This is a genomic window from Pseudoalteromonas sp. SS15 (assembly GCF_049257195.1).
Classification (GTDB): domain Bacteria; phylum Pseudomonadota; class Gammaproteobacteria; order Enterobacterales; family Alteromonadaceae; genus Pseudoalteromonas.
Genome location: NZ_JBMMUD010000005.1, coordinates 250,877 through 266,929 on the forward strand (window position 1 = coordinate 250,877; position 16,053 = coordinate 266,929).

The 16,053-nt window shown below is 41.4% G+C and carries 12 protein-coding genes; 5 read left to right on the top strand and 7 right to left on the bottom strand.

The window, feature by feature from the left end; all coding sequences use genetic code 11:
* Nucleotides 1-73 precede the first annotated feature (73 nt).
* Both AAEU28_RS12345 and AAEU28_RS12350 read left to right on the top strand, forming a co-directional pair.
* Nucleotides 74-1,291 carry a BCCT family transporter gene (locus AAEU28_RS12345; protein ID WP_421964386.1) on the top strand — a complete coding sequence of 406 codons (1,218 nt, stop codon included), beginning with the start codon at nt 74-76 and terminating at the stop codon, nt 1,289-1,291.
* 2 nt (nt 1,292-1,293) lie between these two features.
* The gene (locus AAEU28_RS12350) at nt 1,294-1,992 is read left to right on the top strand and encodes a TorF family putative porin (protein WP_421964387.1); all 699 of its coding nucleotides are present in this window, start codon (nt 1,294-1,296) and stop codon (nt 1,990-1,992) included.
* Between the two features lie 80 nt (nt 1,993-2,072).
* On the opposite strand, the gene AAEU28_RS12355 is transcribed toward AAEU28_RS12350, so the two are convergent.
* Nucleotides 2,073-3,050, bottom strand: a complete 978-nt coding sequence (locus tag AAEU28_RS12355; protein ID WP_421964388.1) for an aldo/keto reductase — start codon at nt 3,048-3,050, stop codon at nt 2,073-2,075.
* Nucleotides 3,051-3,150: 100 nt separating this feature from the next.
* Here AAEU28_RS12355 and AAEU28_RS12360 point away from each other — a divergent pair, with 100 nt between their 5' ends.
* Nucleotides 3,151-4,023 (top strand): LysR family transcriptional regulator, encoded by an 873-nt coding sequence (locus tag AAEU28_RS12360; RefSeq protein WP_421964389.1) that lies wholly within the window; start codon nt 3,151-3,153, stop codon nt 4,021-4,023.
* 13 nt (nt 4,024-4,036) lie between these two features.
* Here AAEU28_RS12360 and AAEU28_RS12365 read toward each other — a convergent pair whose 3' ends face one another.
* The 5 genes from AAEU28_RS12365 to AAEU28_RS12385 form a co-directional block, all read right to left on the bottom strand.
* The gene (locus AAEU28_RS12365) at nt 4,037-5,044 is read right to left on the bottom strand and encodes a zinc-binding dehydrogenase (RefSeq protein ID WP_421964390.1); all 1,008 of its coding nucleotides are present in this window, start codon (nt 5,042-5,044) and stop codon (nt 4,037-4,039) included.
* A gap of 13 nt (nt 5,045-5,057) precedes the next feature.
* Nucleotides 5,058-6,476 (bottom strand): efflux transporter outer membrane subunit, encoded by a 1,419-nt coding sequence (locus tag AAEU28_RS12370; protein WP_421964391.1) that lies wholly within the window; start codon nt 6,474-6,476, stop codon nt 5,058-5,060.
* 1 nt (nt 6,477) lies between these two features.
* Entirely contained in the window at nt 6,478-9,606 is a 3,129-nt protein-coding gene (locus AAEU28_RS12375) for an efflux RND transporter permease subunit (protein ID WP_421964392.1), read from the bottom strand.
* Between the two features lie 8 nt (nt 9,607-9,614).
* Nucleotides 9,615-10,790, bottom strand: coding sequence for an efflux RND transporter periplasmic adaptor subunit (locus AAEU28_RS12380; RefSeq protein WP_421964393.1), 1,176 nt, complete (start codon nt 10,788-10,790; stop codon nt 9,615-9,617).
* Nucleotides 10,791-10,927: 137 nt separating this feature from the next.
* Nucleotides 10,928-11,500, bottom strand: a complete 573-nt coding sequence (locus AAEU28_RS12385; protein WP_421964394.1) for a hypothetical protein — start codon at nt 11,498-11,500, stop codon at nt 10,928-10,930.
* A 296-nt stretch (nt 11,501-11,796) separates the two neighbouring features.
* Here AAEU28_RS12385 and AAEU28_RS12390 point away from each other — a divergent pair, with 296 nt between their 5' ends.
* Entirely contained in the window at nt 11,797-12,144 is a 348-nt protein-coding gene (locus AAEU28_RS12390) for a metalloregulator ArsR/SmtB family transcription factor (protein ID WP_421964395.1), read from the top strand.
* Between the two features lie 18 nt (nt 12,145-12,162).
* Entirely contained in the window at nt 12,163-12,660 is a 498-nt protein-coding gene (locus AAEU28_RS12395; RefSeq protein WP_421964396.1) for a tyrosine-protein phosphatase, read from the top strand.
* A 17-nt stretch (nt 12,661-12,677) separates the two neighbouring features.
* Here the strand turns inward: AAEU28_RS12395 and AAEU28_RS12400 are convergent, their stop codons facing one another.
* On the bottom strand, nt 12,678-16,052 hold the full coding sequence (locus AAEU28_RS12400; protein ID WP_421964397.1) for a PAS domain S-box protein: 3,375 nt from the start codon (nt 16,050-16,052) through the stop codon (nt 12,678-12,680).
* Nucleotide 16,053: the final 1 nt, after the last annotated feature.

Sequence of the window (16,053 nt, forward strand, 5' to 3'; positions counted from 1 at the left end):
TGGGAGCAACGACATATAACAATCATAACGGGAGAAAATATGAGTTATTTCTACTTATTTTGGGAGGGTGACAATGACCTTATGGCTTAGTGCGGGCATTTTATTTACCCTACTTTCAATTGCTTTCATTATTTACAAATGGGGCAACGTCGAAGTGGTCGGTGTGACACCGGTCAAAACCTTTACCTTTATTGCTATCTTGTTTACTTCAGGCCTAGATGTTGGCTTAGTGATGTTTCCACTCACTGAGTTTGCAGGTTATGCAGACATAAACGCAAGCCCAGAATATGGCTTCACAAACCCACTTGCTATCGAGTTTGGTTTTTGGGGTTTCTTGATCTGGGGATTCTACTTCCTTACCTGCTTTTATTTCTGTGTAATTGAACCTAAAGTAAAGTTCTTCGAGATCCCTCTCGTTAAACTACTTAATAATGTTGTGATCATAGGCACCTGTGCGTTTACCGCATACCTATTACTTTCAAACCTGCCTTGGTACTTACCGAGTATGGGTGATGGTGAGTCAATCATTCCGACTTTCTACCTCATTGTATTTGCAGCCATCGCATTTGCCGTGTATTCAAGTACTGACATTAAATATGTGCGCTTTTTAAGTATTACCACAACTTGGGTATTCATTGGTTTAATTGGGTTAATGTGGGCCAATGCTTTCGTTTTTGGTGACAGTGCGATTTCGGGTTACTTCAATAACTTTGCCTTAATCGGCGACTATTTTGCCAACATGCATCAGTTTGTATTACCAATTAATGATTACCATGAGTTTTACTTATTCTGGTGGTTTGCTTGGAGCATTATGATCGGTCAATTTACTTCACGTTTCGTGGGTGGATTAAAGACCTATCAAGTACTCGCTGCGATGTTGATATTCCCATCAATTCCAATTGCGGCTTGGTTTGCAGTGCTTTATCACTACCATGAAGCTGGCATTGCAACAGATGGCCTAGTGAATTTTGCCATGGTGTTTGTTGGCATTGTATTTGTGATCAACTCTCTCGATTCGCTTGTCCGTTTATATACAGATAATTTAGGGATCACAGTTCAAAAACTTGGTAAAGCAAAATACATCGCGCTTAACATCGCCGCGCTGTCTCTGCTGACCCTACTTTTCAAACTCAACTTTTTACAGATCCAATGGGTTGGCGCCATTGTGATCGGCATTTTCTTCGCCTGTTTTGGTTACATCTTAGTGCAAAAATACAAAGCCGTAGCCAATATTGAAGGCTCTCCAAAAGAAAATGAAATCGACTATACAAAAATAGAAACAGTAAGCTAATTATGACAACAATGATCAAAACATCTCTTATTTCTCTCGCGCTATGCTCAAATTTGGCAATGGCAGATTGGAGCACAACTGTAACAGGCGCATCTGACTATACTTTTAATGGTGTTAGCCAAACTGATAATGGACCTGCTATTCAAGCAAGTCTTGATAAAGCATTTGATAATGGCGTATATGCTGGCTCTTGGGCATCGAATGTCGATTTTGGTACCGACACAAACTTAGAGTGGGATTTCTATGTAGGCCGCTACGCTGAATTAAACAGCCAATGGAGCATTGACTATGGTATCGCGTATTACACGTATCATGGTGAAAGCGCTTCTAGCGACGGTAACTACCCTGAAGTATACGCCAAGTTCGGTTTTAACAATGAGCTAGGTAATACCGAGTTTAACTTCTGGTATAGCTGGGATTATTTTGGAACAGAGGCTGGCCATACGATTGCGATGGTGGCACACACCGTCGAGCTTGCGCCAAACCATAATTTAAGAGCCAGCTTTGATATCTCGAACTCGTTAGATGGTGATAAATTTAGCTGGCAAGCAACTGACAAATCTTACCATCACTATCGTCTAGCGTATCAAACAAGCTACGAAGGTTTTAATATTGAAGTGGCCGCTGAAAACACCAACCTAGATTGGGATACAGCAGATGAACGTATCGTGCTGTCAGTAGCAAGAACATTCTCTTTATAAGAGAGTTTCAAACTAAAAGGGTGGCATTATGTCACCCTTTTTAACACCCGAAAGCACTTATTAATTCCTCTTCATTCATTCTAAGGCAGTGCTTGCCCTCTCGCACTAACGAAGAGGCTATACCATTCATCTCTGGTCAGCTCAAAATCGAGTGCCATGGTTGCCCCTTTTATTCTATCTAAATTAGTTGTGCCAATAACAGGCTGTATATTACTCGGGTGCTTTAATAGGAATGCCAGTAGAATCGCTTCTGGTGTTGCATGATGTGCTTCGGCCAATTCAAAAATAAGTTTGGTAGTTTGTCTCGTCACATGACACTCTGACTGCAAACCTTGCTCTGAGAATCGACCTTTAGCTAAACATCCCCAAGCTTGGAGTTGTATCCGCTCATTTTGACAATATTCTAAAGTACCACTTACAAAGTCCACCTGATGGTTGCCCGCACTGCCCACCATAACACCGTCGTTCAGCCAATCCAGCTTCCCTAAACTCATTTCGATTTGGTTTGCGATTATCGGCAGTTCAAGATGTTTCTGTATATATGAAATCTGATGATGACTCATATTAGAAACCGCAAAATGGTTGACCTTGCCTGCTGATTTTAACTCCAATAATGTCTCAGCCAACTCTTCAACTTGCATTAAAGGGTCTGGTCTGTGCAGCATTAAAATGTCTAAGTACTCTGTATTTAAACGTCTTAAACTGCCTTCAACCGAGTGCTTGATCCACTTCTCAGAAAAGTCATACCGGCCAGGTAAAACCCCTTCTTTAAAACGGATCCCGCATTTAGATTGCAGTATCATGTTTTCTCTCAGTTCAGGTTTTTTCTTTAACACTTCACCAAAAACCTGCTCAGCTTTACCATTTCGATAGATATCAGCATGATCGAAGAAATTAATACCATAAGCCATAGCCGCTTCAATCACAGAGTGAGCTTGCGAGATATCTTTATTCAAAATCGCCGAGTTATCCCACTCACCGCCTAAGCCCATACATCCGTAGGCAATGCGACTGACATGAGGGTAATATTTTTTTAGTGGTAAAGTCTGTGTCGTCATCAAGTCACCTTAATTTGTTTTTAGTCTCACTAGTTTATTGTTCTGTGCCATGAATAAAAGAGTATAATTAAGAAAACATTGTTTTATATAGCAAACAGTAATGATTATAAATGAACATAAACGTGTTGAGTTGCTGATGCTATTTTTAACACTAGCAGAACAACTTAGCTTTACAAAAGCCGCTGAACAGTTAGGGATCTCTAAAGGTTATCTTTCTGAAAAAATAAAACAGCTTGAGACCCATTTAAAAACGCCTTTAGTTATCAGAACAACGCGTAGTGTCAAACTTACCGCTCAAGGTGTTCATGTCTACGAACAAGCATTGCGAATAAGAACCCAGTTGTTTGATATAGAAAAAACCACTGACTCACAACAAGTTGCTGGGGTTATAAGACTCACTGCGCCAAAAATGTTTGCGAGCACCTTTCTTTTCGACATTTGCTATAAATTTAAACAACAGCACCCTAATATTGAGTTTGTAATTAATTCAAGTTACCGAACGTTTAATTTAAACCAGCAAGATTTTGATTTGGCTTTTCGTGCCACCTCATCACCGCCAGATAACATGGTTGCCAATAAACTGTTCGACTATGAACATATCATTGTTGCCTCACCGAGATACCTGAAATCAAGTGGCTCAATAGACTCGCTTGTTGATTTAGAAAGCCACCAATGCCTGACGGTGACTGAGCAAACCATCTGGCCTTTTAATTCCCAGCAAGTAAGCGTCAATGGTTGGCTATCTAGTAACGACAACCACATGTTAAAGCGCTCCGCCCAACAAGGCGCGGGGCTTTTCAGGATCGCGAATTATTTCGTTAAAGATGAGCTAGATTCAGGTCAGCTCGTTGAAGTGTTACAACAAGAGAAAATAAAAGACAGTGGCGGGCTTTATATGCTCTACCCTCAGCTCATTTACCCGCCTTATAAACTGAGAGTATTTATCGACTTTGTAAAAGCTTATTTTGGATAAGCTTTTAGTAACATTAAGTAATTTTTACAACCGGTCGCTTGATGCAGGTTTGATTTATGAGGCACTTTAACGTGTCTTTAACGCTTTCGATGTTAAACTTAATCAACTCTATTTCTGGTGCTTGTATGGCACCACTCTCAATGTCTTTTAAAAGCGTCTCGCCCATAAAACATAAATGCTGCTGCGCACATAAACTATTTGCCAACCAAGCCCCCGCTATCGACACCACGCCAATATTAGGCGCTTTTTCGAATAGTAGCTCTTCAGGGATCGCAGAAAACCCATTTAAACAAGCTATACGCCCACAGAACCTGAGTTTTTGAATATCTTGAACGACGCTTTCTTTGCCAATTGTATTAATCACACAATCAAAGCCATCAGGACCAATTTCATGTTTTATTTGTGCACAGATTGCATCGTCTTTTTTACTGCAATCAAACACAAAGTCAGCACCCAGTTTTTTCAAACGTTTATGATGCGCCTTTTGAGCAAACGCAAATACTTGTGCTCCCTGTTTTTTTGCATACTGGATCGCAAAATGAGCCACTGCACCTTGTGCACTGTTGATTGCGAGTGTATCCCCTTCTTGCAGCTTAATTTTTTCAAGTGCAAGCAATGCCGCCATACCCGAGTTTGGCAATGCCACGGCTAATTCGCTTTCGATTTTCTCTGGTAACTCAGAAACCGCATGATTTGGCATAACAGTAAATTGCTTTAGCATGCCCTGCTGGGCAAGGTTCGCATGAAATAAAACCCGTGCGCCTTTAGCCGGAAATACCCCTTTTGGTGCATCAACAACCGTACCCACAGCATCTGAGCCCAAAATATGCGGATATTGCCACTGGCTAAAACCTTTTACAGCAAAGCTGGCATCTAAGTGATTTAACGCGACATACTCTACTTTTATCAATAGCTCATTGCCTCTAGGAATCGGCAAATCGAGCTGTGTCATTTTCAAATCGAAGTCAGCCCCATGTTGGCGTAACTCCAATGCATTCATTTTGTTGTTATCCTTGTACATGAGGCCTCCTCTTTTAAAGGTTAGATACTAATTTTGATGACCAGCCACCGCTCAATTGGCTATAAGCTGTAACAGAAGCACTTAACCACTGGTTGCGGATCAAAACTTGGCTGCGCTCAGCACTGAGAACATCTTGTCTTGCTGCAAGTAAATCAAGGTAGGCTAATTGCCCTTCTTGATAACCCGCTTCAGCTTGTTGATAGGCAGCACGCGCGGCTTTTACAGTTTGCGTAGAGAGTGCAAACTGCTGCTGAGCATGTTGTAAAGCACGTAAAGACAACTCAGTTTGCGACAATGCATCGGTCAAAGTTTGCTTATAACTGTGATAGCTTGCTTCTGATAATGCAGTTTGAGCGTCAAGTTGAGCTAATAACTGCGGGTAACTGAATAAAGACCAATTGATGCTTGGCGTAACTTGCCAATTCGATTGGGTATTATTGAAGTTCATACCCGGCATATTTAATACGCCAGCAAAGGCCGATAAGCTAATATCTGGATACAGCGCACGCTCTGCACTTTGTGCCAAATAACCTTGTTGATGCACTTTAGCCATCGCTGAACGAATATCACCGCGTTGCATGACTGCGTCATCTGCCGATTGCACATTCACCGTTAAATTAAGTGCATCGTAGTCTGTTTGACTCAACACAGTGAAACTAAGTTCATCGGCACGTTTATCGGTTAATGCACTTAGAATTTGCTCAACTTGGGCAAGTTCAACACCAATTTGAGGTAATCGTTGCTTGAGCTCATAGTACTGCACACGTGTTCTATTTAACTCAAGCTCTGTCGCTATGCCTTCTTCAATACGCACTTGAATGATTTCCATCGAGTCTTCGAGTGCTTTTAATTGATTAAAGGTTAATGCTTGTTGCTGTTGTAAGTTCTGCCATTGTAAAAAGCTACGAACAGACGTGCTAACCAGCTCAGTCAGTAACTGCTGATATTGCGCTTGGCTATCAACTGCAACCGCTTCTGCCGCAGAAGTGAGTGCTGCAATGCGACCCGACAAGTCCAGTTGCCAATTCACGTTACCACCCGCGGTTGCTGAACTCACAACATCTGCGTTTGGATTTGTGCTACTAGGCGTATTAGAGCGGTTACCAGATACCGCTAAGCCACCTTGCGGCAGATTTGCGCGTTGCTGCATTGACAACCCAGCAAGGGCGGCGCGCAAACGCGCCATTGAAGCTTTCAAATTTTGGTTTTTGTCCAATACATCAACCACAAGTTGGTCTAACTCAGCGATGTTCAGTTGCTGCCACCAGTTTTGTTCGCTTTGTTTCGCCACTTCAGATAACAACACATGTGTGTTTAATGCATTACTGAAGGTTTGCGACGTTTGCTGTGCTTGGTCAATATTTGGGGCACTTGCACATCCTGCCAACACAGCCAGAGCGATGCCCGATAACGTCATTTTAAATACGCGCATCTTATTGCTCCTTAGCCGTTACTAGACGATAGAATACTGGCGTGAATAACAAGCCAAATACCGTTACACCAATCATGCCGAAGAATACTGCATTACCCATTGCTTGACGCATTTCAGCCCCTGCGCCTGATGCCAGTACCAGAGGTACAACACCTGCCGTGAAGGCAATTGATGTCATCAGTATTGGACGAAGACGTAAACGACACGCTTCAATAATCGCCTCTAGATGCGTTGCACCTTGTAAGTGCTTATCTCTGGCAAATTCGACCATTAAGATTGCATTCTTAGAAGCCAGCGCAACCAATACAATCAAAGCAATTTGCGTAAAGATGTTGTTATCACCACCGAGCATGTAAACACCTGCCAGCGCTGAGAAAATCGTCATTGGTACAATTAAAATAATCGACAATGGCAAACGTAGGCTTTCATATTGCGCTGCCAATACCATGAAGACCAATACAACCACCAGTGGGAATACATACACCATGGTATTACCCGCTAAGATCTGTTGATACGTCACCTCAGTCCACTCATAGGTGATCCCTTCTGGCAGTGTTTTCGCCAGGACCGCTTCAATGGCTTGTTGCGCTTGGTCTGAGCTATAACCCGGTGCAGGACTACCGTTCAATTCAGCGGTAACATAACCGTTATAGTGCATCACACGATCAGGACCTGTGGTTTCTTCTACAGTCACTACTGAACCTAGAGGAACCATGAGACCAGCAGCATTGCGCACTTTTAAGTTGTTGATCTGCTCTTTCTTCGACCTAAACTTCGCTTCAGCTTGCGCTTTTACTTGATATGTACGGCCAAACATATTGAAGTCATTGACGTATGCAGAACCCAAATAGACTTGCAGTGCGTTGAATACTTCGTCTAACGGAATGCCTTGAATTAGCGCTTGCTCACGGTCAATGTTAATGTCCATTTGCGGTACTTGAATTCTAAAGCTTGAATATAAGCCCATGAGTGCAGGGTCTTTTTGTGCAGCGCCAATGGTTGCTTGCAGTGCAGCAAACAGCGCTTCAAACCCTTGGTTACTTCTGTCTTCAATTTGAAGCTTAAAGCCACCCGTTGTGCCTAAACCCAGAATTGGCGGTGGTGGGAATACAGCCACAAACGCTTCATCAATTGCAGCAAAACGTTGGTTTAATTGCATTGCAATGGCAAAGGCCGACAAGCTAGGGTCATTACGTTCGCTAAAATCATCCAGTGGCGTAAACACAATGCCGCTATTGGTACTATTGGTGAAGCCATTTACCGATAAACCAGGGAAAGCAACCGTATGCGCAACGCCCGGTACTTCAAGCGCAATCTCTTGCATCTGCTTAATTACTTCTTCAGTTCTATCAAGACTTGCCGCATCAGGCAGTTGTGCCACTGCAACTAAATATTGCTTGTCTTGCTGAGGAATAAAGCCACCCGGTACAGAGTTAAATAAGCCAATTGTTGAGCCAACCAGAGCAAGATACACTACACCGACAACCACACTCATACGGATCAGCTTTTTCACGACTTTTTCGTAGCCTTGTGCGCCTTTATCAAATAAGCGATTGAATGGTTTGAATAACCAAGTACCGAATAACGCGTTCAGTAATTTTGTCAGCTTATCTTGTGGTGCATCATGTGGCTTTAATAAAATTGCCGACAATGCAGGTGATAACGTTAATGAGTTAAACGCTGAAATAAGTGTTGAGATAGTAATGGTTAATGCAAACTGCTTATAAAATTGTCCTGAAAGACCGGTAATAAACGCCGTAGGGATGAATACCGCACACAGTACAAACGCAATCGCGATAATTGGGCCAGTTACTTCGCTCATAGCGATTTTAGTGGCCTCAAATGGACTATGACCATCGGCAATATTACGCTCAACGTTTTCAACCACAACAATGGCATCATCCACAACAATACCGATTGCCAACACAAGACCGAACAGCGACAAGGTATTAATAGACACGCCTAGTAATTGCATGATGGCAAAAGTACCAACCAATGAAACTGGCACAGCAATTAGAGGAATAATAGAGGCGCGCCAAGTTTGTAAGAACAACACTACGACCACAACAACCAACAGGATCGCTTCAGCTAGGGTTGCAATCACGGCATCGATTGAGCCGCGTACGAAAACCGTTGGGTCATAAGCAATTTCATACGTCATACCTGCAGGGAAATCTTGCTGCAAACGCGCCATGGTTTCACGCACATCATCCGACAACTGAATTGCGTTTGAGCCAGGACGTTGGAATACAGGCATAGCAAGTGCTGGTTGATTATCTAGCATGGCACGCAGTGCGTAGTTCTCTTGACCCAGTTCAATTTTAGCGATGTCTTTAAGACGCGTAAGCTGACCGTTTTCACCCACTTTGATAATGACTCGCTCAAACTCTTCGATGCTTTCTAAACGCCCTTTCACGTTTAACAGAATTTGAAACTGGTTTTCTTCAGGCGAAGGTTGTGCACCTAGAGAGCCTGCTGCCACTTGTTGGTTTTGCGTGCGCAAAGCGCCCATTACATCTGTCGCTGTGAGGTTACGTGCTGCTAATGCATCTGGATTTAACCACACACGCATTGAATATTTTGAGCCACCGAATAGCTGTAAGTCACCCACACCCGGTAAACGCTTAAGTTCATCTTTGATATAAATATCTGCATAGTTCGCCATATAAGCTGTATCTTGAGCGCCATCAGGTGAAACCAAGTGCACCACCATAGCCAAGTTTGGCGACGACTTTTGTGCCGTTACACCTAGGCGCTGTACTTCTTGTGGTAAACGCGGCAAGGCGTTATTCACTCGGTTTTGCACTTGTACTTGCGCTTGGTCAAGATCAGTCCCTAGTGCAAATGTCACCGTTAAGGTTAAACGGCCATCACTGGTAGCTTGAGACGAGTGATAAAGCATGTTCTCTAAGCCATTGAGCTCTTGCTCAAGGGGCGTTGCAACCGTTTGTGAGATAACTTTTGGGTTAGCACCCGGATACGTTGCGTTTACCACAACTGTAGGTGGCACCACTTCTGGATACTCACTTACTGGTAGCTGAAACAATGAAATCGCTCCGGTGATCACGAAGATCAAAGAGAGCATGGCCGCGAATATAGGCCTTGAGATAAAAAAGTGTGAAAAGTTCATAATACTCTCTACTTCGCTGCGCTAACTAATAAATCACTTGAGGTATTTGTAGACTTAAGAACAAACTGAGTGTTCTCAAAATTAAATGCCACCTTATTCGGTGTAATTGGCATACCTGGACCAACGCGTGCAGGACCATTTACTGCAATGCGGTCGCCACGTACTAAACCACTTTTAATGGCACGATACGCCCCGTATCGCTCACCGAGCTCAACCAAGCGATATTGCAAGGTGTTATTTTCATCGACGGTTAAAACAAAGCGGTTTTTGAGATCGGTACCAATTGCACGCTCCGGTACAATTGCCAAGGTTTTTGGCATTTGTGCAGCCATTGAAATGCGTGCAAATGCACCCGGCTTTAAGTTATGCGCTTGCGCGTCAAAAACTGCACGAACACGCAACGTACCAGTTGTTGGGTTGATTTCGTTATCAATAAAGTCGACTTTACCTGCAATTGGCTGCTGGCTATTGATAGCTTGTAATTGCACCATCACGCCAGTATCTGCATTCATGCCAGAGAACTGCTTGCTCCAAGTGCGTTCGTCTACGTCAAAATACGCATAAACCAAGTCATCAGAAACAATGGTTGTAAGGGCTGTATCACCCGCACTCACATAATTACCTTGAGTAACATCTGCACGAGAAATAACGCCACTGATAGGCGCGGTTACTTGGCTAAACTCTAGGTCTAATTGCGCTTTTTCAAGCTGTGCGGCAATGGCATTTTTATTAGCAATGGCGCGGCGTAAAGTCACATCACGTTGATCTGCTTGCTCTGTCGACATGGCATTTTTAGCAACCAAACGTTGTGCGCGCTCTGCTTCGCCTTGCGCTTGGCTTAACGCTGCTTCAGCACTTACAAGCTGTGCTTTCAAGCTTTCAACTTGAGTTGCAAATGGACGAGGGTCAATGCTAAAAAGTAATTGATCTTTTTCAACGCGCTCACCTTCTTTGAATGCCATGCTTTTAAGCTGACCAGATACGCGTGGTTTAAGCACAACACGTTCAGGTGCTTCTAAGCGAGTCGTGAACGTATGCCAAGACTGAACTTCCTCTAATTGGACATTTGCCACATCAATGGTAATTGGCGGCGGTTGTTGGCCTTGTTGTGCATTCGATTGACCACAGCCACTCAGCACTAAGGCTAAAGCAACTGCACTAAGTGTATAGCTAAGTTTGTTCATGACATTCTCCGATAAAAGTGATTAATGTGATCGTACGGAGAATATCTGTGCAGAAAAACACGCAATTATTAAAAACATTAGTGCCAATTTGGCACCAATAATATTATTCAGTCATAACAAATCTTGAGAAACCTGCGCTAATCGGACTTCATGAAAAAATTATGCTTTTTGGATTGCTGAGAAATAAAATCAAAGACTGCGTCTTCATCTATCTCGAATTCGCGCGCTTCAAAAGAGCATGAATGTTGACTGTTATCTGCTTCAAAGAAATAAGCCTGATGAGACTTATTCACAGAACAAATTACACTGCGAACATTTGACCAAAGTAGAAAGTGCTCAGTTGCGGCAAGCTTTAGACTGACACCTTGTTTATCAAGCCGTAAATAATCGTCTTTATGTCGCTGATACTTTCGTCTTTGCTGTAAATAGGTGAAAGGCGTTGCGACCAAGATAAAAGGCGCAAGAAAAAGTTTAGCTTTATCTATTCCTTCAGTGAACAGCACCCATGTGAAATACGCTGAAATAATAAACATAGCAATGCCCCCTGTTAGGTTGTTATTTGGCCGATTTGCTGTAAGAACCGTTTCTTCAGACCAAGTTTTAAGTCGTAACTCCAATGTTTTAACCCGCTCTGGGTACGCTTCTTTATCAATGCCTTCTAAGGCCTCAAGTAACTCCCTGTAAGTGTATTGCGTATAGTCTGGTTCCATACGTCGCCCCAAAAATTGAATTCAATATACAATAATTTAAACCTCATTAATTTTCATCTGCTTATTTATCAATTAATAGCAATTGGAACTGTTCGCTTTTGAGCTTGTTGAGTCCATTTCATTACATATAAGAATAAACTGACTGCATTTATCAGTAAAATCTTGCTGGAAAACACAATTGAATATATGATTTTTCATATATTCAATTGTCGCTCAAATAAAAGCGCTCTTTGTTTTAGTAAGCTTCTTAATAAAACTAACGAGTTAAAGCTTGCTATCCAAGGCTTAGGAAAATTATGGAACCTGTACAATTTTATAAATGTCTTGCCGATGAAACTCGCTTGAAAAGCTTGCTTCTTATAGAGAAAGAGCAAGAGCTGTGTGTCTGTGAATTAATGGCAGCACTTGAAGAAAGCCAACCCAAAATATCGCGTCACTTAGCTCAGCTTAGAAAATGCGGACTACTTACCGACAAGCGTCAGGGTCAATGGGTCTTCTATAGCATAAATAGCGAACTTCCTGAGTGGGCTAAAACTGTACTAAGCAGCACCACGGAGAATAACCCTGAGTTTTTAGCAAATGATTTAGCGCGCTTAAATAAAATGGGTGACAGACCAGCCCGTATTTCAGCTTGTTGCCCATAACTCTAGATAGGAAAGAGTATGTCTTTACATCCATTTGATAAATTAACCGTAAAAAACGACATTAGTTTTTTGTTCACACCTTGCCCAGGAATAAAAGACGCGAACTTAGTCGATTCTGTATCGCAATTAAAAGCGGCTGGTGCCAGTGCCATTGTGACGCTGATGTCGGATGAAGAGCTTGCTGAAAATAGTGCCTTAACGCTGGGTGAAGTCTGTGCTAACCAAAACATCACTTGGTTTCAATTGCCTATTTCTGATGATAAAGGACCTGATGAACGATTTTTTGATGCTTGGCATAAGCAAAAATCAGCGCTGCTGACTTTACTGAATACATCGGCAACTGTCGCAGTACATTGTAAGGGAGGCTCTGGTCGCACAGGTTTAATGATAGCCATTTTGCTCGTTGAGTTGGGCTACAGCAAAGCTGAAGCAATAGAAAAAGTACAAGCAATGCGACCTAAAGCGCTCAGTAAGCCTGATCAAATTGCATTTTTTGAGAACTATGAGCTGAGATAACCTCAGTCGTAACATACTTACTTTGGCAATAACGATAGAATTTTTTGGAGCAACTTTTCCTTGTTAAAAGGTTTATAGAGAATTGCATCTCCAATAATTTGCTCAGGGTCATCAGTGCCTATGTACCCTGAGATAAATAAATAGTTTAAGCTTGGGTTATGTAGTTTCGCTTGTTTAATAAATGCAACTCCGCCATTATTCGGCATAACAACATCACTGATCACAAAATCAATTTTTTGCTCTTTAAGAATGGAGAGTGCTTCAATTGGGTCTTCGGTATCAAATATTTTAACGCCTTCAGCTTCTAAAAAAGTTTTGATCAAAAAGCGAATGCTTTCTTCATCATCAATAAGTAGTATTTGTTGTAATGTGTCAGGTAAGCGGCTTTGTAATTTTTTATCAACTACGGTTCTTTCTGCTTCACGGTGCTCGCACATTGGAATATACACTAAAAATGATGTTCCCATTCCCAGCTCAGACACCACATCAATACTGCCACCGCAAGATTTAATAAAACCATAGCATTGCGCAAGACCTAAACCATTACCTGACTCTTTCTTAGTCGTGAAAAATGGGTCAAACACCTTATCGATATGCTCTGGAGGAATACCACAACCTGTATCTGTTAATGTGATTTTTATCACTTCTTCAGCATTAAGCTCAAGAGCGCTGGACTCTTCATAACTTAAAGTATGTCGGCATGTTTTTATTAAAAACTGCCCACCATCAGGCATCGCATGCATGGCATTAATTGCCATATTTAACAACAAATCTTCAAATAAATTTTCTTCTAAGTAGGCGTCAGCAATTTGCTTGTCTAACTCAAGATGTAACTTTATTTTTGAAGTCATTGCTGTTTCTAGCAACTTTTTATTTTTTTCGATGAGTTGATTTATATTTACTTGAATAGGCGTCAAGTTACTTTTTTTAGCAAAAGTAAGTAAGTTATTCGTCAGCTTCTGGCCTCGTGAACACGCATTTTCAATGGCCTCAATACATGAACTGGGATCTTGCTTAAATTCATTTAACAGTTCAGTATAGCCTAATATGATCCCCAAAATATTGTTAAAGTCATGGGCAACGCCACCAGCGATATTTCCTAATGACTCTAGTTTTAAACTTCTATTTAGAAGCTTTCTCTGTTGTTCTTGTTCGCTCATATCTTGGAAGTTAGCGATAAAGTGCAATTCACCTTGCTCTGTCGGAGGCATACTAGCGACCGCGATTCTTATCGGGAATGTATGACCCTGTTTGTGTTTTGCTCTTATATCTCGACCAAGGCGATTATTGATAATCTGTGAGAATCCAGTTTTTATGAAATTCTGAACTTTTTCTTTATGGTGGCCTACGCCGTCAGTGAGCATATCAACACTCTTACCCACCACTTCGGACTCTTTATAACCAAAAATATTTTCAGCTTCTGGGTTAAATGAAAGAATTTTACCCTCACTATCGACGGTAAATACGCCTTCAAGCATAGACTCTATGATGTGCTTTTGCTCAGCTTCTTTGAGCTCAATAATCCTCTGTTTAGCTTCGAGCTCAGTGATATCTTCACCTTTAAAAATAAAGCCGACTATCATGCCGCCATCAGACCAATAGGGGACATATGATACTCTTAAAGCTTTAATCTTTGTTGTGTTTGGCAAGTGAGTTTCAATAAAGCTCACTGCCTCCCCTTGTAATGCCTTGTCTATTTTTCCTTTTAATTTATTGAAAAATAGGGTTTCTCCCATGATTTCCGAAACCGACTTGCCAATTATTTCTTCGCGACTTAAGCCATGTATATCTAGGTAGGCTTGATTGACTGTTTTATATCGATAGTCCAAATCAAGAAAGGCAAACATATCGCGGGAATTTTCTATGATCCCTTTGTAACGTTTTAACTCTTTCATCTGATGATATTTCTCAGATAAGTTAACCACGAACACGATAAATTCTTGACTGTCTTTATTAAAAATTGAACCACCAATTAATATGGGAACAGGATGCCCGTCTTTATGGATATACACCTTCTCAAAGGGAGTCCAGTACCCTTTAATATTGGCTTCTTCTAAGGCTTTTATATCTAAATGAAGATACTCAGGTGGGGTTAAGTTTTTCCAATCAATCTCTCCACTTTCAAGTTCTTCTCTTGAGTAGCCAATCATATCTAGTATGGTCGAGTTAGCCTCTAAAATGTGCCCCTGCGCATCAGAATGAATAATGCCAATAAAGTTAGACTCCTTCCAACGCTTAAACCGCTCAGCTTCTGAATCAAGCTTGGCGTTTAACTCTGTTAACTCCGAAATCGATTTATGCAAAAAATTATCAGACTCAAGTCTTTGCTTGTTCATTGAGTTAATTGCTTTGCTTACCTCTTTAATTTCGTTAATGGCTGAGTGCTCTTCGATGAAATTGATTTTCCCTTTTGCAGATTTAGCCAATGCCAAATAAATGTTGATAAAGGGCTTTGTAAACCAAGCGGCAATCAAAACGGAAGTTAAAGTAACAATCAGAAGAGCTACTAATAACACTTTGAAAGAGCGTAGAGTGAGCACTTCAAGTTTTTTAAACATCTCCTGTTTATCTATTTTAACTATCATGCCCCAGTTAGTTTCTGGTATATGATGAGAAATTGCTAAGACAGGAATATCGCGATAGTCCACATAGTCTGGGAAAACATCATTGACGCCGTTCATCGCATGAGTAATGGGGATTTCTAAATTATTCTTTGAGACTGTGAGAGTAAGTGCAACTGAAGGGTCATGTCTGGTAGGAGTTAAAAATATAGCATCGCCATTTTTATCTTTTGCAGCTAAGACTATCTCCCCGCTCTGACCTAACCCTGTAAAGTCGCTGACAATTCGGTTTAAATCTTCACTTTTAAACGCAACTTTAATGAAACCTATCACTTCATTGTTTAAGGTGATTGGTTCAATAAACAGTAATTGCTGCTGGTCTTCAATGAAAATCACCTCAACATTAAAGGCATTTTTTTCATAACCGGCGCCTCGATTTAAAATCGGAATATTTAGCCAATTATTAGAGTAGAAGAGCAAATTTTGCTGTCTACTATACAAGGCGATACCTTCAATGTTATCAGTCGCTTCAATGACATCTGTAATGATTTTTCTCAGCTTTACAACTTGTTGCTTTGATAAGTCTGAAGCACTTTCCTCTATAATTGCGCGAAGCTGAGTTCGACTTTTAATAAGAGCCACTGCTTGCTTTTTATTTGCAAGCAGCGTCTTAATCCTTTGATGTTGAATGTCTGCAATTTCTTCTAACTTAAACTGTGTTTCACTCAGCAGTAATGCCCTTTCGTTGTCTATGTTAATCATATGCAATACCACCAAAGGCAGCATGGTGCTGAAAAACATGATTGCCATAATCAGGGTGCGAAGCTGCATA

What these genes read in the sequence shown, in the direction of transcription:
- AAEU28_RS12400 (WP_421964397.1), bottom strand. Translation starts at nt 16,052, where the DNA reads ATGCAGCTTCGCACCCTGATTATGGCAATCATGTTTTTCAGCACCATG.
- AAEU28_RS12385 (WP_421964394.1), bottom strand. Translation starts at nt 11,500, where the DNA reads ATGGAACCAGACTATACGCAATACACTTACAGGGAGTTACTTGAGGCC.
- AAEU28_RS12375 (WP_421964392.1), bottom strand. Translation starts at nt 9,606, where the DNA reads ATGAACTTTTCACACTTTTTTATCTCAAGGCCTATATTCGCGGCCATG.
- AAEU28_RS12345 (WP_421964386.1), top strand. Translation starts at nt 74, where the DNA reads ATGACCTTATGGCTTAGTGCGGGCATTTTATTTACCCTACTTTCAATT.
- AAEU28_RS12365 (WP_421964390.1), bottom strand. Translation starts at nt 5,044, where the DNA reads ATGTACAAGGATAACAACAAAATGAATGCATTGGAGTTACGCCAACAT.
- AAEU28_RS12355 (WP_421964388.1), bottom strand. Translation starts at nt 3,050, where the DNA reads ATGACGACACAGACTTTACCACTAAAAAAATATTACCCTCATGTCAGT.
- AAEU28_RS12380 (WP_421964393.1), bottom strand. Translation starts at nt 10,790, where the DNA reads ATGAACAAACTTAGCTATACACTTAGTGCAGTTGCTTTAGCCTTAGTG.
- AAEU28_RS12360 (WP_421964389.1), top strand. Translation starts at nt 3,151, where the DNA reads ATGATTATAAATGAACATAAACGTGTTGAGTTGCTGATGCTATTTTTA.
- AAEU28_RS12350 (WP_421964387.1), top strand. Translation starts at nt 1,294, where the DNA reads ATGACAACAATGATCAAAACATCTCTTATTTCTCTCGCGCTATGCTCA.
- AAEU28_RS12395 (WP_421964396.1), top strand. Translation starts at nt 12,163, where the DNA reads ATGTCTTTACATCCATTTGATAAATTAACCGTAAAAAACGACATTAGT.
- AAEU28_RS12390 (WP_421964395.1), top strand. Translation starts at nt 11,797, where the DNA reads ATGGAACCTGTACAATTTTATAAATGTCTTGCCGATGAAACTCGCTTG.
- AAEU28_RS12370 (WP_421964391.1), bottom strand. Translation starts at nt 6,476, where the DNA reads ATGCGCGTATTTAAAATGACGTTATCGGGCATCGCTCTGGCTGTGTTG.